Genomic DNA, 26,425 nt, shown 5'->3' with positions numbered 1-26,425 from the left:
AATTTGGTCAGGTTTATTTGTAGTAGAAAAATAGTGAATTTGATGATAAAAACTCACAAAAACCGACCTAATGTCCTATTTAATATTTATTTACACTAAAAATGAGTATTAGGAGTACTCATTTAAAAACTATGAAACTCAATCAAATTAGCTTCGTAATACTGATCTCCCAACTTGTTCAGTAAGTTTCTAATAACATTACTATCGCCATTTACGGCAATTGCTGAATACCCAACAGCGTTTAAATGCCCTAAACGTAAATCTTTGATATTTATATTTTTGGAAGCCAAAGCCGATAGCAAAATCAATAACACACCGGGCGCATTTTCGTGCTTTGTTAAAATCACTTTTTCACTCAGTGCTAAATTTAACTTTACACCATCCATTTCAAGTAAATACACGCCCTCGCTATAGTAATTTGGAAGAACTTCGTTTTCCTTATACGTTAAGCTTTTAAATAGGCCGCCATCAGTTCCCTCAATAAAATCTATAGCCGTAGCTACACTCCCATTAGCATCATCAACAGATAAAAAGGCAACAGCTGTACCATCGTTATTGGATTTTAAACGTGCTGTTTGCACATTAATACCCTCAGATGCCAACGTGTTAAACAAAGATGAAATAACTCCCGGTTCATCCAGATGTTCAGAAAACAGACCATTAACAATGCGTTTTGTGTTTTTCGGAATTTCATTGGTAACAGTTATAGATTTACCCCATTTTCTAATTCTAATGGCATTGTAATCCCCCATGCTGGTGGCACTTCTGTATAAATCTACAAATTCTGAAAACGAACCTCCAAAAGAAAAATCTGGAATAATACGGCGTTGGGCGTCATCCAATCTTTGGTTGAGCAATTCAATACCCTTATTCAGTACCGTGTACTTTACCTTTAAATCATGGTCGTCATAAATAGTTCTGTTTTCAGGAATTAATTTGGAATAGCTTACATAACTTTCATAGCCAGCCTTTTGAATGTACTCTAAACTCTCCTTATAATTTAATCCGTAATATTTCACATGATGCGTATCTGTACCTACGCAAACAGGGATTTGTAATTCATTGGCATACCGCAATATACTCTGGGTTGGGTACACACCAACACCTTTAAATTCACCTGCCATATTCACATCAAGCGACAAATTTCTATCGGCTATTAATTCTAAAAGCGTTCTGAATTTATTAGCTAAAGGATGCGCGCTTGTTTCAAAATTCACTAAAGCTTCTGGCATATCCACATTTAGTTTTGGCAAATCAATATGACCGATAATCTGTATCATATCACCAAAACTCTCAATCATCTGAACCATTTCATCAAAATAACCGCCCCAATACGCCTCTAAACTCCCCCTTAGCTTTAACAATTGTTCGGCTTCCTCTTTAGAGCCATCGTAAGGCAATCCTTCTGGTGCAAAATGTACCGATCCAATCACATAATCCGCATCCTCCGCTTGAAAGATTTTAGAACGGCTCCATTGTAATCCTAAATCCGGACCCATCCATTCTAGCTCTACACCATATTTTATATTAATTTGCCCCTCGTACTTTGCGCGTAAATTTGCGATGCGCTTTGGGTAATTTAAATACGATTGATTACCTCGAATAAACTTTACATTCGTTTCCCGCTCAGCGATATACCTAAAGCTTGTTAATCTAGGAGAGTGAATAATAAACGTAATACTTGGGTTGCCAGCTTCAATAGCCTTATCAATAATATCCTCCAATTTGTCAATCCCATGTTTTACGTGGTCTTGCTCCGTACCAGCGTGTATTCCATGTGTTTCCCAAATAAAATCGTTAAGCTTTCTCATCAAATAATTCCGTTTGCGCATTAAAGAAGGCCAAATTTAACCATTCTAAAGAAAAACAGATAATAAAGTTTAATTTTTTGGGCGTTCCCTCCGCTTAGGCTTCGGTCGGGCTTTACGTTCCAAGTCCTCGCTCCCACCTGCGGGGTCGCTGTGGGCTTTCCTCTGCAATCCCTAACGCGGGCTTATCCGCCAAAGCCAATTTTAAACTTCCAACTTACAGCACATTTGCTTAAATTCGCTCTATGTCTGTTAACCTGCAAACACCCCTAGATTATTTAAAAGGCGTTGGTCCCAATCGTGCCGATTTATTACGTAAGGAACTGAATATCCATACGTATCAGGACGTTCTAAATCTATTCCCTAATCGGTACATTGATAAAACACGATTTTATAAGATCAATCAACTTCAGGACAATAGTGCCGAAATTCAGGTTATTGGAAAAATCACAGGATTTAAAGAAGTAGCCCAAAAACGAGGCAAACGCTTAGTAGCCACATTTCAAGATGATACGGGTATAATGGAACTAGTTTGGTTTCGCGGACAAAAATGGATAAGGGAAAGCTTAAAACTCAATACACCGTATGTCATTTTTGGTAAGGCAAATAGGTTTGGCAGAACTTTTAGCATGCCCCACCCTGATATTGAAACCATTGCCGAACATAAAAAGAGCTTAAGTTCGGGCATTCAACCTATTTATCCTTCCACAGAAAAGTTGAGCAATAAAGGCATTAGCAATCGTGTGGTAAGCAAAATAGTGCAACAACTATTTTTAGAAACTAAAGGGCGATTTATCGAAACGTTATCAGAACCGATACGCTCAGAGTTAAAACTGATACCTAAAGCAGAGGCCTTATTAAACATACATTTTCCAAAATCACAAGAACTACTTGCTAAAGCGCAGTTTCGTTTAAAGTTTGAAGAGCTGTTTTATATTCAGCTGCAACTTATTTTGAAAAATTTAATTCATAAATCAAAAATCAAAGGCTTTCAGTTTGAAAAAGTGGGCGACTATTTTAATGCATTTTTTAAAAACCATTTACCATTCAATTTAACTAATGCCCAAAAACGCGTACTTAAGGAAATAAGAGCGGACTTAGGAAGCAATGCTCAAATGAACCGTTTGTTACAAGGCGATGTAGGTTCTGGTAAAACCATTGTGGCGTTTATGAGCATGCTCATCGCGCTAGATAATGGTTATCAAGCCTGTTTAATGGCACCAACAGAAATATTGGCAATACAACATTTTGTCGGACTTGAAGAATGGTGTAGATTATTGAATATAAGCATTAAACTATTAACAGGCTCAACTAAAACTTCAATACGAAAAGAGATTCATGCAAACCTTGAAAACGGACAATTACAGATTTTAGTGGGTACTCATGCCCTACTTGAAGATAAGGTGAAATTTGCCAATTTAGGGCTCGCCATAATTGATGAACAACACCGCTTCGGAGTAAAACAAAGAAGTAAGCTTTGGCAAAAAGGAGGCTCTCCTCAGTCCTCCCGAAGGGAGGAAGCCAAAGCAGTACGTAAAAAATATATGACGGCGCGTCCTTCTGCTTACAAGTTATTGAAAGAACTACAACAAGAGAATAAAAAGCATGCTACGGAAGCGGAGCGCGCATTATGGGAGTCTTTGCGAGGTAAAAAATTAGACCATAAGTTTCGCAGACAACATATTATTGATGAGTTTATTGTTGATTTCGTTTGCCTCGACAAAAATCTAGCTATCGAGGTAGACGGTGGCTATCACACTACTATAGAGCAAAAAGAAGCCGATGAACTGCGAACAAAAATTTTAAATGAAATAGGTTTTAAAGTTATAAGATTCACCAACGAACAAGTTTTAGGAGATATTGATAACGTTTTAAGTTATATAGAGCAAGAGTTGAAAAGCCTCCCCTCTGGGGAGGTTGGTGGGGCTGTTCCACCACATATACTTGTTATGACCGCAACCCCTATTCCTAGGACATTGGCTATGTCGGTTTATGGTGATTTAGATATTTCTGTAATTGACGAATTACCTCCGGGACGAAAATCGATTAAAACCGTACATCGTTATGACGCTAACCGCTTAAATGTGTTCAGGTTTATGCGCGATGAAATTGCAAAAGGCAGACAGGTTTATATTGTGTATCCACTAATCCAAGAAAGCGAAGCAATGGATTATAAAGATTTAATGGACGGTTATGCCAGTATAGAGCGTGATTTCCCAAAGCCAGAATACCAGATATCCATCGTGCATGGAAAAATGAAACCAGCGGACAAAGATTATGAAATGCAACGTTTTATAAAGGGTGAAACGCAGATTATGGTGGCTACCACCGTTATTGAAGTTGGTGTAAACGTACCCAACGCCTCCGTAATGATTATTGAAAGTGCGGAGCGTTTTGGCTTATCGCAATTACACCAATTACGCGGACGTGTGGGGCGCGGTGCAGAACAGAGTTACTGTATTTTAATGACGAGCCACAAATTAAGTAACGATAGCAAAACCCGTTTAGAAACCATGGTACGCACCAATGACGGTTTTGAAATTGCCGAAGTAGATTTAAAACTCCGTGGCCCTGGCGATATTATGGGCACACAACAAAGTGGTGTATTAAATTTACGTATTGCAGATATTGTAAAAGACAAAGCTATTTTGCAACAAGCACGGTATTTTGCTAAAAAAGTATTGCACGCAGACCCGTCTTTAAAAGCTTCTGAAAACCAAGTGATTTTGAATACTTACGTGCAATTGGCTAAGTATAAGAATATTTGGAATTATATTAGTTAAGACAAGTATTTTAAGATTTATCACCTTGACTTTGTCAGAAAAAAACCGAACTTCGTTTAACGTCAGATATAAGTCATTAAAACGACGCATATCTGGAAAAGTTAAACGAACCTCTCCAAAAAGTCTAAAATTTCGTATTAGCCATAAGCCAGCAAACACACCCGCGTTAGGGATTGAACGGCATGTTTGAAATCCCCGACGCAGGAGGGATTGAGTAGTGAAAGCCCGACCCCTTGTGGGTAACGCCCAAATATGAAAACATAAAAAAAGCGACCAAATTGGTCGCTTTTTAAATATCTAAATCAACAGAAAATTATTTTTTCCCGTCCATTTTATCTTTAAGAGCTTGTAAAGCATCGTTAGCATCACCTAAAGTTGGTTTTGCTTCGGCAGCAGCACTAGCAGCTTTTTTAGCAGCGGCTTTTATGTTTGCAGCTTCTTCAGCTTTGTGGATTGCAGCGTGAGACGCTACAACACGTTTAAACTCTTTGTTAAATTCAATAATCTTGAATTCTGCTTCTTCACCTTTCTTAAGCTTAGAACCATCTTCTTTCTCTAAGTGACGTTGCGGTACAAAAGCAACGATATCATCATTAAATGCTATTGTAGCACCTTTGTCAACTATTTCAGAAATTGCAGCGGTATGCGTAGTGTTTAAAGCAAATTCAGTTTCGTACTTATCCCAAGGGTTATCTGTAGTTTGTTTGTGTCCTAAACTTAGTTTACGACCTTCTACATCCAACTCCAGAACAATAACGTCCAACTTATCACCTACAGCACAAAACTCTGATGGGTGCTTGATTTTCTTAGTCCAAGATAAATCTGAGATGTAAATTAATCCGTCGATACCTTCTTCTAATTCAACAAATACACCAAAGTTTGTAAAGTTACGCACAATACCTGTATGCTTAGAGCCTAATGGATATTTCGCAGTAATGTCTGTCCATGGATCTGGCGTTAATTGCTTGATACCAAGAGACATTTTACGGTCTTCTCTATCCAAAGTTAAAATTTGAGCTTCAACCTCGTCTCCAACAGAAACAAAATCTTGAGCCGAACGTAAGTGTGTTGACCAAGACATTTCAGAAACGTGGATTAAACCTTCAACACCTTCGGCAACTTCGATAAACGCACCGTAATCTGCAATTACAACTACTTTACCTTTTACTTTGTCACCAACTTTCACTTCTTCTCCAAGTGCTTCCCATGGGTGCTTGCTCAATTGCTTAAGACCTAATTGGATTCTAGACTTGTCTTCATCAAAATCAAGGATTACCACATTTAATTTCTGATCTAACTCTACAATCTCATTTGGATGATTGATTCTAGACCAAGATAAATCTGTAATATGTACTAATCCGTCAACACCACCAAGATCAATAAATACACCGTAAGATGTGATGTTCTTCACAACACCTTCTAATACTTGACCTTTTTCTAATTGACCAATGATTTCTTTCTTTTGCTCTTCAATGTCAGCCTCAATAAGTGCTTTATGAGACACTACTACGTTTTTAAATTCATGGTTGATTTTTACAACTTTGAATTCCATAGTTTTATTTACGTACTGATCGTAATCTCTAATTGGTTTTACGTCAATTTGAGAACCTGGTAAGAATGCTTCAATTCCGAAAACATCTACAATCATACCACCTTTAGTTCTACACTTCACAAAACCGTTAACGATTTCACCAGTTTCGTGAGCTTTATTAACTCTGTCCCAAGCCTTAATTACACGAGCTTTACGGTGAGATAATACTAACTGTCCTGTGGCATCTTCGCGCACATCAATTAATACTTCTACCTTATCTCCTACTTTTAAATCTGGGTTGTAGCGGAATTCGTTTAAAGAAATAACACCTTCAGACTTTGCATTGATGTCGATAATTGCATCTCTGTCTGTAATGTGAATTACAGTACCTTCAACAACCTCGTCGTCTAAAGTATCAACAAAATTCTCTGCTACTAATTTTTCAAATTCTTCAAGTTGTTTGTCATCTACCTCATCAATACCTTCTTGGTAATTGTGCCAGTTGAACTCTTTTAAGAATTTTTCAGGATTTGCTTGCGCTTCTGATACTACAGGAGCTTCAGCGGTTTGTGCTTCAGTTGCTTCAACCTCAGCTTGTTTTGCTTTTTCAGCCATTTAATAAAATCTGCGAATCGTTGCTAAGATTTCCACTTTTGCGGAAACGCCATCTCATCGCGTTTGTATTCTGTATGTTTCGAAAAGTTAACCGCTTAACACACAGAAGTGTTATAAAATTGTTTTTCTAGTTCCCTTTTATCTTTTCGATACTGCGCTAAAAAGGAGTGCAAAAATATACATTTTCAGATAATTAGCCTAATTCAGACTAAAAAAAATAAATGTGACTTCTCAGTAGTTTTGGCGTCTTAAATTTAGATGGAGATATCGAAGTATAATTCGCGCATTAGAAAGAATTATTTATTATATTGTTCATCCGAAAAAATTAACTATTAAAACAAATAAATCATGGTAAAAGCTAAATATCAAGCGGTTTTAGACTTAGGAGAATCGCTCAACATCCAAAATGGAGATGTAAAAGAAGAAAACGGACAATTAAAAGTTTGGGGTACCGCAAATACGCCTTATGAAAAAGATTTAATTTGGGATAAAATTAAAGAAGTTGGTGGTGAAAATCCATCAGATATTATGGCCGACATAAAAGTGGCGGACTCTAGTGTGTATCATAGACATACTGTAAAAAGTGGTGAAACACTTGGTAAAATAGCCATCCAATATTATGGTAAGGCTTCTAAATATCAAGATATCTTTAAGGCGAATTCTGATATTTTAAAGAATCCAGATTTGATTCATCCAGACCAGGAATTGATTATTCCGAATTTGTAAGATTCTCAGCAATAAAATGTAAAAGGCACTTTTTAAAAAGTGCCTTTTTTTATTCCATCCCTTCTATTGTGATTTTAGCTAGTTGTAATACTTTTTCAAATTGCTCATCTAGCGATAAATCTGAATTATCAATTTCGATAGCGTCTTCAGCCTTTATCAAAGGGGAATCTTTTCGGTTGGTATCAATATGATCGCGTTCTGTAACATTTTTCAAAACGTCCTCATAGGTTATTTTATCACCACGTTCCAAAAGTTCTTTATATCTCCGTTTCGCTCGTTTTTCGGCAGAAGCAGTCATAAAAATTTTAAGCGCTGCATTAGGAAACACCACGGTTCCAATATCGCGTCCATCCATCACAACACCTTTGTCCTCCCCTAGCTTTTTTTGAATAGCCACTAGCTTTTGTCTTACTTCAGGGACTGCCGCTACATTACTTACAAAACCAGACACTTCCAGAGTGCGGATTTTAGATTCTACATTTTCTCCATTTAAATATACCTCAGCATACCCTAAGTCTTTATTAAACTGAAACGTCAATTCAATTTTATCTAATTGATAGATTAATGCTTCTTTATTAAAATCATCGTCCGAGATTAATCCATTTTGAATGGCATAAAGCGTAACTGCTCTATACATTGCTCCTGAGTCAACATAAACATAACCTAGTTCTTTTGCAATCTGTTTCGCCACAGTGCTCTTCCCCGTTGAGGAGTAACCGTCTATTGCAATGGTGATTTTATTCATTATACGTGTTTCAGGTGGCTAAAGTACTTAAAGTGCATTAAAGTTAAAAGCACTATAAGCTTAAATAGGTTAACATAAAATTTAAGACACCTATACTATTGTAAGTCAATTTGTAATCCGAAAAAATTAGAGTTGGCCGCACTGGTGTATTTTGCATGCGTATAACTAAAGCGCATTTTATTGAGTTTGATGGAAAATCCTGCCGAAAGCCCCGAAAAATTACGCTGATCGACTATGCGTAGTTCTTCTGAACGACGGAAATTATAGCCCAATCTGATATTAAAACCACCTTCGGGGAACAATTCAGCCCCAAGTATGGTATGCCTTATCAATTGCCCAACAAAACCTATTTTTTCTTGCGTTTGATTTCCTGATAAATCACTCGTAACTCTTGCAGGGTTTGGTCGTGCAATAGGCCAATCTTGAAGGTTTTCTAAAGTAACGTGCCATCTTATGGGAACGTGCTCCAGACGTTGGGATAACCCCAAGCCCACTTCAAAAGGTAATGGTTCGTTTAATCCTGCATAGGTTGTGATTTGGGAACCTAAATTTCTAACCACTAAAGCAGCATGAAAATCAAGATCTTCATCAATGTATAACAATCCTAAATCTACTGCAGCCCCAAAAGAGTTGTATTGTTCTAATTTTGATGTGATTAATTTTAAACTTGCTCCGAAATAAAAATCTGAATAACCGATTTGCAACGCATAACCCACTGATAAAGCGGTTTCACTCCCTGTAAATGTTCCTGTAGACACGCCGTTTTCATCATAACCATCAAACGAACCGTAATTAATATAGGTAATGCCGCCATGTATGGTTTGGGTTCGTCTATCTATGGTATATGCATATGATGCCGTACCATAACCTATATCTCCCAAATAGCTGGTATAATTTAACGCTAACTGGTTATCCATTTCAACATTTATGGTAGCAGGATTGAATAAGCCTTGGGTTACATCATAATCTACGTTAGTAAATACCTTTCCGCCCAAAGCAGCTTGTCGTGGAGATGATACTAAGTTTAAAAACTGATAAGTGCTTTCGCCTCCTACCTGGGAAAAACCAAGCGAAGCGCTCAACAAACAAAAAAAAGCGATAATTTTCCTTAGCATATTTACGGCACAAAGTAAAGGAATCTATCTTAAAACGATAGTATGTATCATTTATTTTTTAGGGGAAACTATTTCTACTTTAGGCGAAGTTTTTGTCCGATAGAAATAAGATTATTTTTTAAATTATTTAGCCGCTTAAGTGCTGTAACGGTGGTATTGTTTTTTTTCGCAATACTGTATAAGGTATCTCCTTTTGAAACGATCCAAGTATCAGCTATATCGCTTTGCTCATCTAGAGCATCTAAATTACTGACCCGGAGTTTTTGACCAACATGTATTAATGTAGTTTCTAGGTTGTTGGCTTTCTGCAATGCAACCAAAGACACATTGTATTTCTTAGACAAGCCAAAGAGCGTCTCCCCTGCTTTTACGGTATGAACTATTGACTTGTCTTTTGGAACCTCCAAACTATCACTAGCTTTCGGTTTTACGTCAGGTGATTTATCTGTATTTTCCTTGGTTTGTTCAAACGTTTTGTCATTTATCTCAAGTGGCTTAATAGTATCTATTTTATTACCATCTACAAGAATAAATTCACCAGTAGCTAAATTCAATTTTGCTGGTTTACCGTTTAGTAATACATCTTTATATGTAGGTTTACTTTGGGCAAACGCAATTGTAGCTCCCATAAAAAGCAGACCAACAAATAAAATGTACCTAAAGTTTTTTAGCATGTTTTACTTTTTGATTTGTTACGGCAATATCAATTACCTCGCTCATATCTGTAACATAATGAAAGGTTAAACCTTTTAGGTATTCAGGTTTTATTTCCTCAATGTCGCGTCTGTTTTCTTCACAAAGCAAAATTTCTTTTATTCTAGCACGCTTAGCCGCAAGGATTTTTTCTTTGATACCTCCTACTGGCAAAACTTTTCCACGTAGCGTAATTTCCCCAGTCATAGCTAAACTCTTTTTCACTTTCTTTTGGGTAAATAAAGATACTAACGATGTTAACATGGTAACCCCTGCACTTGGTCCGTCCTTTGGTGTAGCACCTTCTGGTACATGGATATGCACATTGTATTTATCAAACACTTCAGGATTTATTCCAAAACTATCAGCATTGGATTTTATGTACTCCATAGCTATAGTAGCCGATTCCTTCATCACTTTACCTAAATTCCCCGTAATGCTTAAGTTGCCTTTTCCTTTAGATAAAATAGATTCAATAAATAAAATATCACCACCAACACTTGTCCATGCTAAACCAGTAACGACACCCGCAACATTATTGTTTTCGTATTTATCACGCTCTAATTTAGGACCGCCCAATACTTCAATAATATCGGCATTGGTTACTTTAATGTTATAATCCTCCTCCATGGCAATATTTTTGGCAGCAAAACGCACCATTTTTGCAATTTGCTTTTCTAGACCGCGCACTCCAGATTCCCTTGTATAACCTTCAACAATCTTTTCTAACTGAGGTTTTCCTATCTTTAAATGTGATGCATCTAAACCATGCTCTTTTAATTGCTTTAGCAATAAATGACGCTTTGCAATCTCAACCTTTTCTTCAATGGTATATCCCGTTACATTTATGATTTCCATACGATCTCTTAGTGCAGGTTGAATAGTAGCTAAACTATTGGAAGTAGCTATAAACATCACTTTAGAAAGGTCGTATCCCATTTCTAAGAAATTATCATAAAAAGCATTATTTTGTTCAGGATCTAACACTTCCAGCATCGCAGAAGATGGATCACCTTGATGGGAGTTTGATAGTTTATCAATTTCATCCAAGACAAAAACAGGATTAGATGTTCCAGCTTTTTTCAAACTTTGAATGATACGCCCTGGCATAGCACCAATATACGTTTTACGATGTCCTCTTATTTCAGCCTCATCCCTTAAACCACCTAAAGACATACGCACATATTCTCTACCCAAAGCCTCAGCAATAGATTTTCCTAGCGACGTTTTACCAACTCCAGGAGGACCGTAAAAACAAAGAATAGGCGATTTCATATCATTGCGCAGCTTTAAAACTGCTAAATATTCAATAATTCTGCGCTTTACATCATCCAAACCATAATGGTCTCTATCTAGTATTTTTTTAGCTCTTTTTAAATCGAATTTATCTTTACTAAATTCGTTCCAAGGCAAATCTAAGAACAGTTCTAGGTAGTTGCGTTGTATCGAGTATTCAGAAACCTGAGGATTCATGCGTTGTAACTTCCCAACTTCCTTTTCAAAATGTTTGGCAACTTTTTCGTCCCACAGCTTTTCCTTGGCCTTGGCTTTCATTTCATCAATCTCTTCGTCATGGCTTACACCTCCCAATTCTTCCTGAATGGTCTTCATTTGCTGATGCAGAAAATACTCGCGCTGCTGCTGGCTCATATCCATTTGTACTTTAGACTGAATATCGTTTTTCAATGCCAGCTTTTGGAACTCCACATTCATATACTTTAAAGTAGCCAATGCGCGACTCTTCAAATCATTATTTTCTAAAAGTTCTTGTTTTTCGGAAACCGAAAGGTTCATGTTGGAAGACACGAAATTAACCAAGAACGAATTGCTCTCTATATTTTTAATTGCGAATGAAGCTTCCGTTGGGATATTGGGGCTTTCCTTAATAATTTCCAGAGCCAGATCTTTAATGGAATCAATTATGGCTGAAAACTCCTTGTTTTGTAGAGCAGGTTTGGCTTCAGGTAAATCTTTGATGGTTGCTGTGATGTATGGCTGCTCTGAAACCACGTGTTCTACTTGAAAACGCTTCTTACCCTGAATAATAACCGTAACATTCCCATCAGGCATTTTCAACACCCTTAAAATACGGGCGACCGTCCCCGTGTTATAAATATCTTTTCCTTTAGGATTTTCGACAGTTTCATCTTTTTGTGCCACAACCCCAATAACCTTACTGCCTTTATTGGCATCGTTAATTAGTTTAATAGATTTATCCCTGCCCGCTGTAATCGGTATAACAACACCAGGAAATAACACGGTATTTCTCAACGATAAAATGGGAAGAGATGCGGGGAGTTCTTCATTATTTATGGCCTCTTCATCTTCAGGCGTCATTAACGGAATTAATTCTGAGTTTTCATCAAATTCCTGTAATGACAAACTGTCAAAAGTTATAAAATTAGATTTCTTCATATAGTTATTTAGGTCATTCTGTCATTAATACAGATATACCTGTTTTTCAAATTCATTACACATCATTGAAAACAACTGTAAATCAAACACTTAATATGAAAACAATTGTTGCATCATACTACTAAATTCAATAGTTGTGCCAATTAAGACAGATGAGCAACTAGATTTTCCCCATTTTCTGTAAAACAAAAAGTACAACGATAGGAATTGCCAATAAGCCTACCATCAGTGGATTGCTCTGTAGTAGCGAGGGCATTAAAATTAAGGTAATAAAGTAGCCACCTATGGCACCACCAAAATGTGCATCGTGACCAATGTTTCCAATGCGCTTCTTCATGCCATAAATTGAATATAACAAATAAGCAATGCCTAAAACAAATCCAGGAATTCCCAAATCCACATCACCTATTCGCGAAGGCAGAAACAAAAAGTAATAATCACGCTCTGGTCTTAATAATATTGCAGAATACAAAACACCCGTAACTGCACCACTAGCGCCAACTGCACTGTAATGGTATTCATTTTTATGAAAGTATAGCGACAGGAGATTACCTGCAATTAGGCTGCCAATGTAAACTACAAAAAAGTAAAACTTACCAATATCAAAAATCACCAAATCAGAGAATAGATACAACGCAAACATGTTAAAGAACAAATGTGTGGTATCAGCATGCAAAAATCCTGAACTAAACATTCTAATCTGCTCACCACGGCGAATGGCACCAACGTTAAACTTGTACTTTTCAAAAAAACTAAAGTCATTAAACCCTTTATAGGATACTATAACATTTGCAGCAATAAGTGCTATTGTAATAACCTCTAAATTCCCCATGTGATAGAAACGTTTAAAATCAAATTAACATATCTTTGCGCCTACAAAGCTAAAACTTATAAATGCATTTTCTAGCCTATATTCTGGTTTATCCTCTTTTATATGTTATATCCATCCTTCCTTTTAGAATGTTATATGCGGTATCTGACGGTTTATACATCCTAATATATCGGGTGTTTGGATATCGCAAAAAAGTTGTGAAAAGTAATTTAAACTTGGTGTTTCCAGAAAAGTCGGACGCCGAAATAAAACGTATAACTAAGGTGTTTTATCATCATTTATGTGATATGATACTTGAATCCATCAAATCGTTAACTATCAGCGAAAACGAAATGCGAAAGAGATTTACTTTCACTAATGTTGAACTCATACAAAACATCGAGTCACAAGGTAAAAGTATCATTTTAATGTGTGCCCATTATGGAAGCTGGGAATGGATTTTCATACTTCAAACCTACATAAAATCCAGAGGGAATGCGGTTTACAAGCCATTGGCCAATAAATATTTTGACAGATTAGTTAAACGTATTAGAGCGAAGTATAACAGCTATTTAATTGCTACTAAAGAAATTATCCCAACACTAATTCAAGAAAAAAGAGAAGGAGTTATTTCAATTAATGGGTTTGTGTCAGACCAGTCGCCTAAGCTTAACAAAGCTTTCCATTGGAATGAATTTATGGGCGTAAACGTGCCCGTGCATACAGGCGCAGAAATGTTGGCAAAAAAACTAGATATGGCGGTTGTTTTCTTTGGTGTAAAGAAAGTAAAACGCGGGTATTATGAAACCACATTTAAAACGATAACACTAACCCCCAAAGACTACGAAGATTATCAAATAACAGATATTTTCCTGAAGTTGGTAGAAGAGCAAATTCGTGAGGCACCCGAATACTATTTATGGACGCATAAGCGTTGGAAGCATAAAGATAAAGCACCTAAACAAGATGTTTAGATGCTTTTCAAATTGTATAGACTTAAGGTTTAAGCGTTTGCTATCGCCTCAATCTCTTCAATAAATTTATCTGCTAAATCATCTGCTTCTTCCTGAGATTTTGCTTCAGTATAAATTCTAATAATTGGTTCGGTATTACTTTTTCGTAGATGCACCCAGCTCTCAGAAAAGTCAATTTTCACACCATCAATCGTGGTTAGTTGTTCGTTTTGATACCGCTCTTCCATAGCTTTCAAAATACCATCAACATCCAAATCTGGAGTTAACTGTATTTTCTTTTTACTCATAAAATAGTTCGGATAGGTTTTCCGTAATTCGCTCACTTTCATACCTTTTTCCGCTAGTAAACTTAAAAACAACGCAATGCCAACTAAAGCATCACGACCGTAATGTAATTCTGGATAAATAATACCTCCGTTACCTTCTCCGCCAATAACTACTTTATTCTTCTTCATTAATTTTACAACATTTACCTCACCAACAGCAGATGCCTCATAGGTGCCTCCGTGCTTTTCAGTAACATCACGTAAAGCGCGGGTAGAACTCATATTACTTACCGTATTCCCAGAATTATGACTTAGCACATAATCTGCACAAGCCACCAATGTATATTCCTCACCAAACATCTCTCCGTTTTCATCCATAAAAGCTAAACGGTCTACATCTGGATCTACCACAATACCAAAATCTGCCTTGTGTTTTTTAACAGCATCCGATAAATCGGTTAAATGCTCCTTTAAAGGTTCTGGGTTATGAGGAAAATGCCCATTTGGTTCACAATATAATTTCACTACATCAACACCTAAACGCTCAAGCAATAATGGGATTACAATACCACCAGTGGAGTTCACACCGTCTACAACAACTTTAAAACGTTCTGCCTCAATGGCTTTAACGTTTACCAATGGCAAATCCAAAACTTCAATAATATGTAAGTCAAAATAAGCCTTGTTCTTAGTTATTTTGCCCAAACTATCGACATCTGCAAACTCTATCGTATTTCCTTCTGCCAGTTCTAAAATTTTTTCGCCCTCAACGGCATCTAAAAACTCTCCTTTTTCGTTTAGAAGCTTCAAAGCGTTCCACTGTTTTGGATTATGGCTAGCGGTTAAAATAATACCACCATCAGCATGCTCCATAGGTACAGCAACTTCAACCGTGGGTGTAGTAGATAAACCCAAATCTACAACATGAATTCCCTGACCAACCAAAGTCTGCATCACCAAACTTTGAATCATTTTACCAGAAATCCTCGCATCCCGTCCTACCACAACCTTGTAGTTTTCCTTTTTACGGTTTTGTTTTAACCAAGCACCATAGGCAGCTGCAAATTTTACCGCATCAATGGGTGTAAGGTTTTCGCCAACTTTACCGCCAATGGTTCCGCGGATTCCTGAAATAGATTTTATTAGAGTCATATCGTTATTTTCAATTTTGGCACAAATATACAGTTTCAAAATCGTATTTGTAAAACTGGAATTTGTAAATTTCACGAATGAACTACTTAGCGCATATTTATTTGTCTGGAGAAAATGATTTAGTAACCATTGGAAATTTTATGGCCGATGGCATTAAAGGGAATCGCTATAAAACATATGATAGAGACATCCAAATAGGTATTTTGCTGCATCGTCATATTGACACATTTACCGATGCTCATGAAACTGTTAGAAAAAGCACAAAGCGATTACATGAAAAGTATAGCCACTACTCTGGAGTGATTGTGGATATTTTATACGATCATTTTTTGGCAAAAAACTGGAGCCAATATAGCAATGTTCCGTTAAAAGATTATGTAGAGCGTTTTTATGGGTCCTTAAAAGACAACTTTGAAATTTTACCGATGCGAATCCAAAAAATGATACCATACATGATTTCTGGTAATTGGCTTTTAAGCTATGCCAGTATTGAAGGTATAGCAAAGGTTTTAGCTGGTATGAACAAACGAACCAAACATAGATCTGGAATGAATGAGGCTGTAAACGAACTTGAGGAATTCTATAAGGAGTTTGAGGAAGAATTCACTAGTTTTTTTGAAGAGCTTATTGTATTCTCCAATGAGAAAATTATTGAATTGAACGAAGCCTTATGAGTTTTATTTAGTTTAAGTGAATGTAAAGCAGTCGATAGAATACCTGTTTCAAAGGATAACATGTTATGCGCTATTGCAGGTTATCGAAAGGATATTACAAGCGTCGTTTTTTAGATATTATATTTCTCTAACTAAATGATATTTGATACTTTAGGCACGTAGAGCCTCAATCTACACATCATAATGAAACTGAAAAAACCAATAAAACTCATCCTAGGAGTTGTTATCTTTTTAACACTTCCAAGTCTTCTTTTTTTCGGTTTTATCTATTTTAAAAATCATCAGGACTTACCTTATGGCACCGAGGGGAAACCTGCTGACGATTTGGCCACCAAAATGCTAGTGGCATTAAATTACGAAGCCTACACTAGTACGGATTATATTGAATGGACCTTTAAAAACAGGCGCCATTATGAATGGGAAAAAACCAAGGGGATTTGTGATGTGTTTTGGAAAGAGTATAAAATTAGGCTTGACTTAAAAGATCATTCTGAAAGTAAGGCCTACGTGCATGGATTTACCATTGAAGGTGAAATGGGAGAAGAATTGGTTGAAAAAGCACTTAACTATTTTAACAATGATGTTTTCTGGTTAATCGCCCCATTTCAGGTCTTTGACGAAGGTGTCACCAGAAAACTCGTTACACTTCCTGACAATAAAAATGGGCTTTTGGTTACTTATAACAGCAATGCCTCCTACTTATGGCACTTTGATACTTATGGAAAACCTAATAGTTTTAATATGTGGGACTCAAAAACACCTATTGATGGTCTTTTGGCTACATGGAGCGATTGGCAAATTGCGGAAACTGGTGTAAAACTCCCCACCTTTCATAAAATACTATATTTTGGCATGGAGATATCCGATATAAAAACGGACTAATTCAGCTAAATCAAATTGCACATCCTAAATCATAGTTTTAACGCTTTTATAACATCAACTCTCTTTTATTTTTAAACTCAAAAAACGTAACTTCGCAAATCTGTCTCATAAAAGGCAGAATTTAGTTGCTATGACTGAGTTTGAAGAAAAAATTGAGGTAAAAGGTGCACGTGTTCACAATCTGAAAAATATAGATGTTTCCATCCCTAGAGAAAAGCTAGTGGTGATTACTGGGTTATCAGGAAGTGGAAAATCATCATTGGCCTTTGACACCATTTATGCCGAAGGACAACGACGATACATTGAAACATTTTCTGCCTATGCAAGACAATTTTTAGGAGGTCTTGAACGCCCTGATGTTGATAAAATTGATGGCTTATCACCGGTAATTGCCATAGAACAAAAAACCACTAATAAATCACCACGCTCTACCGTAGGCACTATTACAGAGATTTACGATTTTATGCGCTTGTTGTTTGCTCGTGCCAGTGATGCATACAGCTACAACACTGGCGATAAAATGGTAAGTTATAGCGATGAGCAAATCAAAGCTCTTATTTTAAAAGATTTTGAAAATAAGCGCATCAATATTCTTGCGCCTGTGGTGCGTTCTAGAAAAGGGCATTACCGAGAGCTTTTCGAGCAAATTGCAAAACAAGGATTTGTTAAGGTAAGAACCGATGGTGAGATTAGAGACCTTGTAAAGGGCATGAAGCTAGACCGCTATAAAACCCATGATATTGAAATAGTAATTGACAGATTGGTTGTTAATAAAGACGTTGATAACGACAAAAGGCTCTCTGAAAGTATCAATACAGCCATGTACCATGGTGATGATGTTTTGGTGGTGATTGATCAAGACACAGATAAAGCACGCTATTTTAGTAGAAATTTAATGTGTCCGTCCTCAGGAATATCATACCCAAACCCTGAGCCTAACAACTTTTCATTCAATTCTCCAAAAGGTGCTTGCCCAAATTGCAATGGTATCGGAGAGTTATATCAGGTAAATGAGAAAAAGATTATTCCTGATGATTCTTTATCTATTAAAAATGGAGCATTAGCGCCACACGGGCCAGAAAAGAAAAGTTGGATTTTTAAACAGTTTGAAACTATTGCACGACGTTTCAATTTTAAGCTTACCGATGCATTCAAGGATATTCCTAAAGAGGCGAAACAAGTGATACTTTATGGTGGTAATGAAAAATTTTCTGTTGAAAGTAAAACTTTAGGAGTTACCCGTGATTATAAAATAGACTTTGAAGGTGTTGCCAACTTCATTGAAAATCAATACAAAACAGCAGATTCTACGTCTTTAAAACGTTGGGCAAAAGCTTACATGGACAAAATAAAGTGTCCTGTTTGTGAAGGTTCAAGATTAAAGAAGGAGTCCTTATACTTTAAAATAAATGGCAAAAACATAGCAGAACTTGCTAATACTGACATTATTGAGCTCACAGAATGGTTTAACGATTTACATAATCACCTGTCAAACACACAACTTAAAATAGCCGAAGAAGTCCTTAAGGAAATAAAAGCGCGCTTACAATTTTTACTGGATGTTGGTTTGGATTATTTGTCCTTAAACAGAAGTTCAAAATCACTCTCTGGTGGAGAGGCACAACGTATTAGGCTTGCCACACAAATAGGATCACAACTGGTTGGTGTACTCTATATCTTAGACGAGCCTAGTATTGGCCTGCATCAAAGGGATAATCAAAAACTTATTAATTCATTGGTGTCACTCAGAGATATAGGCAATTCAGTCATTGTTGTTGAACATGACAAAGACATGATTGAACGTGCAGATTATGTGGTTGATATCGGCCCTAAAGCTGGTAAGCACGGTGGCGAAATTATCAGTATTGGGAATCCAGCTGAATTAAAGTCTCATGATACAGTTACCGCTGATTATTTGAATGGCACTAAGGAAATTGAAGTACCAAAAACCAGACGTAAAGGCAATGGTAAATTTCTGGAGCTAAACGGGTGCTCTGGCAATAATTTAAAAAATGTATCGGTTAAATTTCCCCTAGCAAAAATGATTGGGGTAACTGGTGTTTCAGGCAGCGGAAAATCTACATTAATCAATGAAACCCTATACCCTATTTTAAATGCGCATTATTTTAATGGCGTAAAAAAGCCAATGTCCTATAAAAGCATTAAAGGCTTAAAACATATCGATAAGGTTATTGACATTAACCAATCGCCAATTGGCAGAACTCCAAGAAGTAATCCTGCTACCTATACCAAAACGTTTGATGAAATAAGAAGTCTATTCGCTAAAGTTCCAGAGGCAATGATAAGGGGCTACAAACCTGGTAGATTTAGTTTTAATGTTGCTGGTGGTCGTTGTGAAACCTGTAAAGGTGGAGGTTTAAGGGTTATAGAAATGAATTTTCTTCCCGATGTATATGTAGAATGCGAAACTTGCCAAGGTAAGCGCTTCAATAGAGAAACCTTAGAAATTCGTTACAAGGGCAAAAATATTAGTGATGTTTTAAATATGACCATTAATGAAGCGGTTTCGTTCTTTGAGCATGTTCCTAAAATATTCAAAAAACTAAAAACCATACAAGATGTTGGCTTGGGCTATATAACATTAGGCCAACAAAGTACCACGCTTTCTGGTGGTGAAGCTCAACGCATTAAACTTGCAACAGAATTGAGCAAAAGGGATACAGGAAACACATTCTATATTTTAGACGAACCTACTACCGGACTGCACTTTGAAGACATCAGAGTATTAATGGTCGTTTTAAATAAATTGGTCGATAAGGGCAATACCGTACTCATCATTGAACATAATCTCGATGTTATAAAAACAGTAGACCATATTATTGATATTGGATATGAGGGTGGTAAAGGCGGTGGACAAATAGTAGCTGAAGGTACTCCAGAGGAAATCATAAAAGACAAAAAAAGCTATACTGCCAAATTTTTAAAGAAAGAATTGAATTAAAAGATTTTAAAATAAAACACGATACTTTTTAAAGTATAAACTATCACAGTAATGAGAAAAGAACAGAGACACAAAAGCTGGAATGAAATAAAAACTAACGATTCTTGGGCCATTTTTAAAATTATGGGCGAATTTGTAAGTGGATTTGAGAAAATGAGTAAAATTGGGCCTTGTGTATCCATTTTTGGATCCGCAAGAACGAAACCAGAAGACGAATACTATCAATTAACCGTCAGAGTTGCTGAAAAAATAGTAGAATCTGGCTACGGTGTTATCACTGGTGGAGGTCCAGGCATTATGGAGGCTGGTAATAAAGGTGCGCATTTAGGAGGTGGAACTTCTGTTGGATTGAATATTGATTTACCATTTGAACAGCACGATAACCCATATATCGACTCCGATAAGGTATTAGATTTCGATTACTTTTTTGTGCGCAAAGTGATGTTTGTTAAGTATTCTCAAGGCTTTGTGGTTATGCCAGGTGGTTTTGGGACATTAGACGAATTGTTTGAAGCCATGACTTTGATTCAAACACATAAAAGTGAAAAATTTCCAATTATACTTGTAGGGAAAAGCTTTTGGCAAGGACTAATAGATTGGATTAAATCTACCCTTCTGGAGAAAAATGGCAACATTAGCCCAAAAGACATGGATTTAATTCATTTGGTTGACACTGAAGATGAGGTTATAGATATCTTGGATACATTCTATCAAAAATCAAGGTTAACACCTAACTTCTAAAATCAGCACCATATCTAAAAACTAAGGCTGGCAACGTATAATTTATTATATTACCGCGCCTTATCACAAATCTTGTAAACTATAATAACAATTTGAAGTTCAGTTTTTTAACTTACTTATTCCTGTTAACCTGCTGCATAATAGGTTATGGTCAAAATAGCATCGACATTGAAGCTGATTTCGATGTTGACGAAAGACTAATTACCATTTCGCAGGCTATTACCTATAAAAACACTTCAAAAGATACGCTTCATTCTATCTATCTACATGATTGGAATCACAGCTATTCCAGTAAAAAAACAGATTTGGCCATAAGGTTAGCAGATGAATACATCAATAGGTTTCATTTAGCTAATGACGAACAGCGTGGATATACAGAGATTATTGCTATTCTTCAAGACAATGATACGTTAGTTTATTCCAGATTGAAAAATCAGCTTGACATTATCAAAGTTAAGCTGCCTAAGCCTTTAGCTTCAAATGAATCCTACAACATTAATTTATACTATGTTTTAAAAATTCCAAGTGATGAATTTACCAGTTATGGTTACACCAAGGAAAATGATTTCAACTTAAGATACTGGTATATTACACCAGCAATATATAACTCTGAATGGCAGTACTATAGCAATAAAAATCTAAATGATTTATTTAAACCAAAATCTGATATAAAATTAGAACTTACCTATCCTAATAATTATAAGTTAACTTCAGAATTAAATGTTATTGAATCTTCCCAAAATTCAGAAAATACAACTACAGTATTACGCGGAAAAGATAGAATCAATAGCAAACTATACCTTGGTAAAAACTCAAAATTTAAATCCATAAAGAATAATGAAATTGAACTAGTTTCAGATTTATATGACAACGATTTGCAGGTAGTTGAAAAGGTGCTCGTAAACGATAAGATTATAAATTATATCACCGATAACCTCGGCCCTTATCCACACGAAAAACTATTGTTAACAGAAATTGATAATGCAAACGATCCCGTTTACGGGTTATCTGCCCTACCAAAATTTCTGCAGCCCTTCCCTGATACATTCGAGTATGAAATGCGGCTACTAAAGGTAGCATTACATAACTATTTGGAAAACACCTTAATGGTAAACCCCAGAAAAGATCATTGGCTCTTAGATGGTATTCAAATTTACTTCTTGATAAAATACGTTGAAGACCACTATCCCGATATGAAGTTTTTAGGAAAATTAGCTAGTGTTTGGGGGATTAGATCGTTTCATGCTGCAGATTTACACTACAATGACAAGTATACGCTTGGTTTTATGAGTATGGCAAGAACCAATAGAGACCAACCTTTAACCATGCAAAAGGATTCACTTTTAAAATTCAATAGTAATATTGCAAATAAGTATAAAGCAGGTATTGGATTAAAATATTTAGACGACTTTATCAATCATGATGTTTTTGAAGATGCTATAAAACCATTTTTAACCGAAAACAAACTCGAACCAACATCGTCGAAAGACTTTGAAATTTTCTTAAAATCAAGAACAGACAAAAATATTGATTGGTTTTTTGAGGACTATTTAAACACTAGAAAAAAGATTGACTTCAAAATAAAAAAGGTTGAGAAAACTGAAGACTCCATAACCCTGACCATAAAGAATAAGCGCAACAACAATATGCCAATAGCATTATACACTTTGAATAATGATAGCGTGATTTCAAAATACTGGGTTGAAGATATTCAAAAACAAAAAACAATTACCTTACCTAGAAATGATGCCAACAAACTAGTACTAAACTACAACAACGCCGCTCCAGAGTTTAATTTAAGAGACAATTGGAAATCATTAAAAGGCTTCTTTTTTAATAATAAACCATTACAATTTAGGCTATTTCAGGATGTAGAGGACCCCAACTATAATCAGGTGTTTTTTATGCCAATCGTTGAGTTCAATAACATTTATGATGGCTTGAATTTAGGTGCAAAAGTGTATAACGGTACCTTACTTCGCAGAAACTTTAAATACAAAATACAACCGCAATATTCATTAGGTTCGAAAACAATAACGGGAGGTGCATTTGCATCGATGACACATTATCTCGAAAATCGTAATTTATTTGCCATTACTTATGGCGCAAGTTACTCATACAGGTCTTATGCAGAAGATTTATTTGTAAGTCGCATTACCCCTTCCATTTCCTTTTCCTTTAGGGAAGATGACGATTTTAGATCTAATAAAAGACAATTACTACGTTTTAGGTTTTTAGATTTTAATCGTGATAAGGATCCTCTAAACCCAGATAGTAGTGACGAACCTAACTATTCCGTTTTCAATGCACGCTACATCCATTCCAATGACAATCTAATTAATTTTAGCAAGTGGTATGCTGATTTTCAACTGGCACGAACGTTTAGTAAAGTATCTTTTAATTATGAATTTAGAAAACTATTCGAAAGCAATAGGCAATTAAACCTAAGGTTTTTTACAGGTTTTTTCCTTGAAAACAATAACAATATTGATTCGGATTATTTTAGTTTTGCTTTGGACAGACCAACCGATTATCTTTTTGAATACAACTACCTAGGGCGCTCTGAGGCTTCGGGTATTTTTAGCCAGCAATTTATTGAAGCCGAAGGAGGTTTTAAATCTCAGTTAGACGAGTTAGATGTAGCCTTTGCCAACCAGTGGATAAGTACAGCAAATATAAGCACTAGTATTTGGCGCTATATTTTGGCCTATGGCGATTTTGGATTGGTAAAAAATAGATTTAGTACACCAAAGTTTGTTTATGATTCAGGTATTCGTATCAATTTGGTAACAGATTATTTCGAAGTTTACTTTCCCGTTTACTCCAACCTAGGTTGGGAAATTGCACAACCCAACTACGACCAGAAAATTCGTTTCAAATTTACAGTTGATCCAGAATCGCTTTTAGGTCTTTTCAGAAGACGGTGGTATTAACATATTGTTATTATTTATTCGTTTTTACTGAGAATAATAAAAAATAAAGTCTTTATTTTAAGTAAAACTGTATTTTTCACATAATTTTAAAAGATGTTTTAATTGCAAAACTCTTTGAAATTTCGTAATTTTGCATACGCTTATTAACCTAACTTACATGCAATCACTCACTGACTTGAAAAACAATATATCCTTTGATGATTTTAAAGCTGAAGTCTTAAAGGACTATAAAGTTGCGGTTACAAGTAGAGAATGTAGTTTACTTGGAAGGCGTGAAGTACTTACCGGTAAAGCGAAGTTTGGTATTTTTGGAGACGGCAAGGAAGTTCCGCAATTAGCCATGGCTAAAGCCTTTAAAAAAGGCGATTGGCGTTCTGGTTATTACAGAGACCAAACGTTTATGATGGCACTTGGAGAGTTAACGGTTGAGCAGTTTTTCGCTGGTTTATATGCAAACACAAATTTAGAGTTAGAGCCCATGTCTGCCGGACGCCAAATGGGAGGTCATTTTGTAACGCATAGTCTTGATGAAAATGGTAATTGGAAAGACCTCACTAAGCAATACAACTCTAGTGCCGATATCTCCCCTACTGCTGGACAAATGCCACGACTATTAGGTTTGGCGCAAGCATCAAAAGTCTTCAAGGAATTTAAAAGCTTGAATGCTTCTAGGTTTTCAGTTGATGGAAATGAAGTGGCATGGGGCACCATTGGAAACGCCAGCACAAGCGAAGGTCTGTTTTTTGAAACCATTAATGCTGCTGGAGTGCTACAAGTACCAATGGTTACTAGCATTTGGGATGACGAATATGGTATTTCCGTTCATGCCAAATATCAAACTACAAAGGAAAACATCTCTGAAATTCTTAAAGGGTTTCAAAGAGATAAAGACAATAAAGGATTTGAAATCTTAAGGGTTAAAGGATGGGACTATGCTAATTTAATTGAAACCTATCTTGAAGCTGGAACAATTGCCAGAGAAGAACATGTACCCGTTATGATTCATGTCACTGAACTCACGCAACCACAAGGACACTCTACTTCTGGCTCCCATGAACGTTACAAGAGTGGAGAACGTTTAAAATGGGAATCAGAGCATGATTGTAATAAAAAAATGCGCGAGTGGATCATTGAGAGCGGTATTGCAACCAATGAAACGCTTACAAATATCGAACGCACCATAAAACGTGAGGTGAAACAATTAAGAACAAAAGCGTGGAACACTTTTTTAGCACCAATAAAAAAGGAACGTAACGAACTTGTAGGGCTATTGCACGGGCTTTCGAAGTCAAGTAATAATGGTGTTTTTATTTCAAAACTTAAAGACACGTTAGAAGCGATAAACGAACCCACGAGAAAAGATATTTTATCACATGGCCGGAAAGCACTACGTTTTGCTATTGGTGAAACTACTGCGGAAAGTACAAGATTAAAGAATTGGATTAATGAGAGGTTTGAAGTTGTTCAACCAGAATTTAGTTCCCATTTATATTGTGAAACTGATAAGTCCGCATTGCACGTCACTGAGGTAAAACCAATTTACAACGATAATTCGGAGCTGGTAGACGGAAGAATCATCATCCGTGATAATTTTGATGCCATTTTTAGTAAATACCCTGAAACACTGATTTTTGGAGAGGATACTGGTAATATTGGGGATGTAAACCAAGGTTTGGAAGGTCTGCAAGCTAAATATGGTGAGCAAAGAATTGCCGATGCAGGTATTAGAGAAGCCACCATTATTGGACAAGGTATCGGATTAGCGCTAAGAGGTTTACGACCAATTGCCGAAATTCAATATTTAGACTATATCTTATATGCACTAAACGTAATAAGTGACGATTTGGCCACAACCCATTATCGCACTAAAGGAAGGCAAAAAGCGCCATTAATAATAAGAACTCGTGGACACCGACTGGAGGGTATTTGGCATTCTGGTTCTCAAATGGGTGGACTATTAAATCTTATAAGAGGCGTTTTAGTGTTAGTGCCAAGAAATATGACAAAAGCAGCTGGATTTTATAATACGCTTTTAGAAAGTGACGATCCCGCTTTGGTTGTAGAATGTTTGAATGGCTATAGGTTAAAAGAGCGCCAGCCAACAAATATGGGTAATTTTAAGACACCTGTTGGTGTAGTTGAAACCATTAGAGAGGGTACTGATATTACTTTAGTCTCTTATGGGTCAACACTCCGTTTAGTAGAAGAGGCTGCAAAACAACTGATGACCGTTGGTATTGATGCAGAGGTTATTGATATCCAATCCTTAATACCATTTGATATTCATCATGACATTGTTAAAAGTATAGCGAAAACGAATCGTATAATGGTGATTGATGAGGATGTTCCTGGTGGTGCTTCTGCTTACATTATGGATAAAATTCTTAATGAACAAAACGCTTTTCAATTTCTGGACAGCGCTCCCAAAACCCTGGCAGCAAAAGCACACAGACCAGCTTATGGTAATGATGGCGATTACTTCTCAAAACCATCAACAGAGGATATTTTTGAGGCCGTTTATGACGTTATGAACGAATTGAGTCCTACTGATTTTCCAAAACTCCGATAATAGTATTATTTTAGAATCCTAAAATTAGGG

At 36.3% G+C, this 26,425-nt stretch carries 17 protein-coding genes; 9 read left to right on the top strand and 8 right to left on the bottom strand.

Annotated features, from left to right (window positions below; all coding sequences use genetic code 11):
- Positions 1-122 precede the first annotated feature (122 nt).
- Entirely contained in the window at positions 123-1,811 is a 1,689-nt protein-coding gene (locus EYD45_RS01885) for a histidinol-phosphatase HisJ family protein (protein ID WP_165453866.1), read from the bottom strand.
- 242 nt (positions 1,812-2,053) lie between these two features.
- Here EYD45_RS01885 and EYD45_RS01880 point away from each other — a divergent pair, with 242 nt between their 5' ends.
- On the top strand, positions 2,054-4,591 hold the full coding sequence (locus tag EYD45_RS01880) for a DUF559 domain-containing protein (RefSeq protein WP_130962644.1): 2,538 nt from the start codon (positions 2,054-2,056) through the stop codon (positions 4,589-4,591).
- 313 nt (positions 4,592-4,904) lie between these two features.
- Here the strand turns inward: EYD45_RS01880 and rpsA are convergent, their stop codons facing one another.
- A complete protein-coding gene (rpsA, locus tag EYD45_RS01875) occupies positions 4,905-6,737 on the bottom strand; it encodes a 30S ribosomal protein S1 (protein ID WP_130962643.1) in 1,833 nt (610 codons plus the stop codon).
- A 348-nt stretch (positions 6,738-7,085) separates the two neighbouring features.
- On the opposite strand from rpsA, the gene EYD45_RS01870 reads away from it, so the two are divergent.
- Complete coding sequence (locus tag EYD45_RS01870; protein WP_130962642.1) at positions 7,086-7,463, top strand: LysM peptidoglycan-binding domain-containing protein; 378 nt, start codon at positions 7,086-7,088, stop codon at positions 7,461-7,463.
- A 49-nt stretch (positions 7,464-7,512) separates the two neighbouring features.
- Here EYD45_RS01870 and cmk read toward each other — a convergent pair whose 3' ends face one another.
- The 5 genes from cmk to EYD45_RS01845 all read right to left on the bottom strand — a co-directional run bounded on the left by cmk (position 7,513) and on the right by EYD45_RS01845 (position 13,263).
- Positions 7,513-8,208, bottom strand: a complete 696-nt coding sequence (cmk, locus tag EYD45_RS01865) for a (d)CMP kinase (RefSeq protein WP_130962641.1) — start codon at positions 8,206-8,208, stop codon at positions 7,513-7,515.
- Positions 8,209-8,303: 95 nt separating this feature from the next.
- Entirely contained in the window at positions 8,304-9,323 is a 1,020-nt protein-coding gene (gene porQ, locus EYD45_RS01860) for a type IX secretion system protein PorQ (RefSeq protein ID WP_130962640.1), read from the bottom strand.
- Positions 9,324-9,397: 74 nt separating this feature from the next.
- Positions 9,398-9,997: a LysM peptidoglycan-binding domain-containing protein gene (locus EYD45_RS16910; RefSeq protein WP_130962639.1), complete on the bottom strand. Its 600-nt coding sequence runs from the start codon at positions 9,995-9,997 to the stop codon at positions 9,398-9,400.
- Positions 9,981-12,431 carry an endopeptidase La gene (gene lon / locus EYD45_RS01850; RefSeq protein ID WP_130962638.1) on the bottom strand — a complete coding sequence of 817 codons (2,451 nt, stop codon included), beginning with the start codon at positions 12,429-12,431 and terminating at the stop codon, positions 9,981-9,983. Before lon ends, EYD45_RS16910 begins: the two co-directional genes overlap by 17 nt.
- Before the next feature lie 160 nt (positions 12,432-12,591).
- A complete protein-coding gene (locus EYD45_RS01845) occupies positions 12,592-13,263 on the bottom strand; it encodes a rhomboid family intramembrane serine protease (protein WP_130962637.1) in 672 nt (223 codons plus the stop codon).
- A 62-nt stretch (positions 13,264-13,325) separates the two neighbouring features.
- Here EYD45_RS01845 and EYD45_RS01840 point away from each other — a divergent pair, with 62 nt between their 5' ends.
- The gene (locus EYD45_RS01840) at positions 13,326-14,216 is read left to right on the top strand and encodes a lysophospholipid acyltransferase family protein (RefSeq protein WP_130962636.1); all 891 of its coding nucleotides are present in this window, start codon (positions 13,326-13,328) and stop codon (positions 14,214-14,216) included.
- 29 nt (positions 14,217-14,245) lie between these two features.
- Here EYD45_RS01840 and glmM read toward each other — a convergent pair whose 3' ends face one another.
- Positions 14,246-15,634 carry a phosphoglucosamine mutase gene (glmM, locus tag EYD45_RS01835; RefSeq protein WP_130962635.1) on the bottom strand — a complete coding sequence of 463 codons (1,389 nt, stop codon included), beginning with the start codon at positions 15,632-15,634 and terminating at the stop codon, positions 14,246-14,248.
- A 77-nt stretch (positions 15,635-15,711) separates the two neighbouring features.
- Between glmM and EYD45_RS01830 the strand changes: the two genes are divergently transcribed.
- The 6 genes from EYD45_RS01830 (at position 15,712) to EYD45_RS01805 (ending at position 26,395) form a co-directional block, all read left to right on the top strand.
- Positions 15,712-16,308 (top strand): acyl carrier protein phosphodiesterase, encoded by a 597-nt coding sequence (locus EYD45_RS01830; RefSeq protein ID WP_130962634.1) that lies wholly within the window; start codon positions 15,712-15,714, stop codon positions 16,306-16,308.
- Positions 16,309-16,491: 183 nt separating this feature from the next.
- A complete protein-coding gene (locus tag EYD45_RS01825; RefSeq protein WP_130962633.1) occupies positions 16,492-17,190 on the top strand; it encodes a hypothetical protein in 699 nt (232 codons plus the stop codon).
- Between the two features lie 130 nt (positions 17,191-17,320).
- Positions 17,321-20,152 carry an excinuclease ABC subunit UvrA gene (gene uvrA / locus EYD45_RS01820; protein ID WP_130962632.1) on the top strand — a complete coding sequence of 944 codons (2,832 nt, stop codon included), beginning with the start codon at positions 17,321-17,323 and terminating at the stop codon, positions 20,150-20,152.
- A gap of 51 nt (positions 20,153-20,203) precedes the next feature.
- Positions 20,204-20,893 (top strand): LOG family protein, encoded by a 690-nt coding sequence (locus EYD45_RS01815; RefSeq protein ID WP_130962631.1) that lies wholly within the window; start codon positions 20,204-20,206, stop codon positions 20,891-20,893.
- A gap of 92 nt (positions 20,894-20,985) precedes the next feature.
- Positions 20,986-23,826, top strand: a complete 2,841-nt coding sequence (locus EYD45_RS16680) for a gluzincin family metallopeptidase (protein ID WP_233702486.1) — start codon at positions 20,986-20,988, stop codon at positions 23,824-23,826.
- Positions 23,827-23,983: 157 nt separating this feature from the next.
- Positions 23,984-26,395 (top strand): alpha-ketoacid dehydrogenase subunit alpha/beta, encoded by a 2,412-nt coding sequence (locus EYD45_RS01805; RefSeq protein WP_130962630.1) that lies wholly within the window; start codon positions 23,984-23,986, stop codon positions 26,393-26,395.
- The last annotated feature ends 30 nt before the right edge of the window (positions 26,396-26,425 follow it).

The sequence above is a fragment of the Hyunsoonleella flava genome (assembly GCF_004310325.1).
GTDB lineage: Bacteria > Bacteroidota > Bacteroidia > Flavobacteriales > Flavobacteriaceae > Jejuia > Jejuia flava.
The sequence above is the reverse complement of the archived record's forward strand: the minus strand, read 5'-3'. Positions and strand labels throughout refer to the sequence as shown.

What these genes read in the sequence shown, in the direction of transcription:
- rpsA (WP_130962643.1), bottom strand. Translation starts at nt 6,737, where the DNA reads ATGGCTGAAAAAGCAAAACAAGCTGAGGTTGAAGCAACTGAAGCACAA.
- EYD45_RS01825 (WP_130962633.1), top strand. Translation starts at nt 16,492, where the DNA reads ATGAAACTGAAAAAACCAATAAAACTCATCCTAGGAGTTGTTATCTTT.
- EYD45_RS01845 (WP_130962637.1), bottom strand. Translation starts at nt 13,263, where the DNA reads ATGGGGAATTTAGAGGTTATTACAATAGCACTTATTGCTGCAAATGTT.
- EYD45_RS01885 (WP_165453866.1), bottom strand. Translation starts at nt 1,811, where the DNA reads ATGAGAAAGCTTAACGATTTTATTTGGGAAACACATGGAATACACGCT.
- EYD45_RS01815 (WP_130962631.1), top strand. Translation starts at nt 20,204, where the DNA reads ATGAGAAAAGAACAGAGACACAAAAGCTGGAATGAAATAAAAACTAAC.
- lon (WP_130962638.1), bottom strand. Translation starts at nt 12,431, where the DNA reads ATGAAGAAATCTAATTTTATAACTTTTGACAGTTTGTCATTACAGGAA.
- EYD45_RS01870 (WP_130962642.1), top strand. Translation starts at nt 7,086, where the DNA reads ATGGTAAAAGCTAAATATCAAGCGGTTTTAGACTTAGGAGAATCGCTC.
- uvrA (WP_130962632.1), top strand. Translation starts at nt 17,321, where the DNA reads ATGACTGAGTTTGAAGAAAAAATTGAGGTAAAAGGTGCACGTGTTCAC.
- EYD45_RS01830 (WP_130962634.1), top strand. Translation starts at nt 15,712, where the DNA reads ATGAACTACTTAGCGCATATTTATTTGTCTGGAGAAAATGATTTAGTA.
- cmk (WP_130962641.1), bottom strand. Translation starts at nt 8,208, where the DNA reads ATGAATAAAATCACCATTGCAATAGACGGTTACTCCTCAACGGGGAAG.
- EYD45_RS01805 (WP_130962630.1), top strand. Translation starts at nt 23,984, where the DNA reads ATGCAATCACTCACTGACTTGAAAAACAATATATCCTTTGATGATTTT.
- EYD45_RS01880 (WP_130962644.1), top strand. Translation starts at nt 2,054, where the DNA reads ATGTCTGTTAACCTGCAAACACCCCTAGATTATTTAAAAGGCGTTGGT.
- EYD45_RS16910 (WP_130962639.1), bottom strand. Translation starts at nt 9,997, where the DNA reads ATGCTAAAAAACTTTAGGTACATTTTATTTGTTGGTCTGCTTTTTATG.
- porQ (WP_130962640.1), bottom strand. Translation starts at nt 9,323, where the DNA reads ATGCTAAGGAAAATTATCGCTTTTTTTTGTTTGTTGAGCGCTTCGCTT.
- EYD45_RS01840 (WP_130962636.1), top strand. Translation starts at nt 13,326, where the DNA reads ATGCATTTTCTAGCCTATATTCTGGTTTATCCTCTTTTATATGTTATA.
- glmM (WP_130962635.1), bottom strand. Translation starts at nt 15,634, where the DNA reads ATGACTCTAATAAAATCTATTTCAGGAATCCGCGGAACCATTGGCGGT.